The organism is Roseovarius roseus (assembly GCF_043355935.2).
Lineage (GTDB): Bacteria > Pseudomonadota > Alphaproteobacteria > Rhodobacterales > Rhodobacteraceae > Roseovarius > Roseovarius roseus.
In genome coordinates, this window is sequence record NZ_JBHFPE020000065.1 from 1 (window position 1) to 781 (window position 781).

Genomic DNA, 781 nt, shown 5'->3' on the forward strand with positions numbered 1-781 from the left:
TCGAGATGGTCATTCATGCTTCCTTTTGGTGAAGCATGAACCGGATCAGTCATACACAAAAGATCGGACACTCTCCGGGAATGGCAGCGGCCCTTTGAGGCCGATAAGCCGATTGGAACCTCGCTTGCGGAATTCATCAGGGCCAGTGGAACACCACCACACAAACAGGCCGGACAGACGACAGTACTGACAAAATGACCGCAGAAATCGCCAAAAAACTCTTGCAATGCGGGAGCCACCCACAGAGGCCATTCCAAGATCGTGCCGACGCCGCAGCGCAGCTTTCCGGAACCGGCCATTCATGCCTTGTGAAGCATCCCAAGAAGGTGACCGTCGGCAGTGCGGGACTTTGCCGACCTTCAGTTAACAAGCTACCTCTGCCCCAACAGTTCGAACTTACAGAAGGCTTCGCCACGATGAGCATATTTGATCTTGTGATCTTTGATTGTGACGGGGTGCTTCTCGATAGTGAAATAATCGCCTGTCGAGCTGATGCTGAGGCCTACACGCTGCTAGGATACGCAATCACGACAGAGGAAGTCTCGAGGCGATTTGCAGGCATGCCCGATGAAGCTGTCGATGCGGCTCTTACAGCCGAGCTTGGGAAGCCCCTCCCAGACAACTTTAGAGCTCAAATAAAGAAGTCAGTGATTGAGAAATATAGGACTGATCTGCAACCGATTAGCGGCGCTAAATATCTACTTTGTTGATTGTCACTGAGAACTGACCCGGCATTGTCACCGAGATCTGACCCACCCAGTTGTTATGATCTGCTGATCAC

Annotated in this window: 2 protein-coding genes; one reads left to right on the plus strand and one right to left on the minus strand. The window is 51.9% G+C overall.

Annotation, left to right across the window (positions count from 1 at the left end; genetic code table 11):
• Positions 1 to 299 (minus strand): hypothetical protein (locus ACEWPL_RS19475; RefSeq protein ID WP_420744413.1); only part of this gene is annotated, 299 nt, incomplete at its 3' end.
• 117 nt (positions 300 to 416) lie between these two features.
• Between ACEWPL_RS19475 and ACEWPL_RS19480 the strand changes: the two genes are divergently transcribed.
• Positions 417 to 710 (plus strand): HAD family hydrolase, encoded by a 294-nt coding sequence (locus tag ACEWPL_RS19480; protein WP_420744414.1) that lies wholly within the window; start codon positions 417 to 419, stop codon positions 708 to 710.
• Positions 711 to 781: the final 71 nt, after the last annotated feature.

Coding starts and splice junctions, on each gene's coding strand:
- ACEWPL_RS19480 (WP_420744414.1), top strand. CDS start 417: ATGAGCATATTTGATCTTGTGATCTTTGATTGTGACGGGGTGCTTCTC.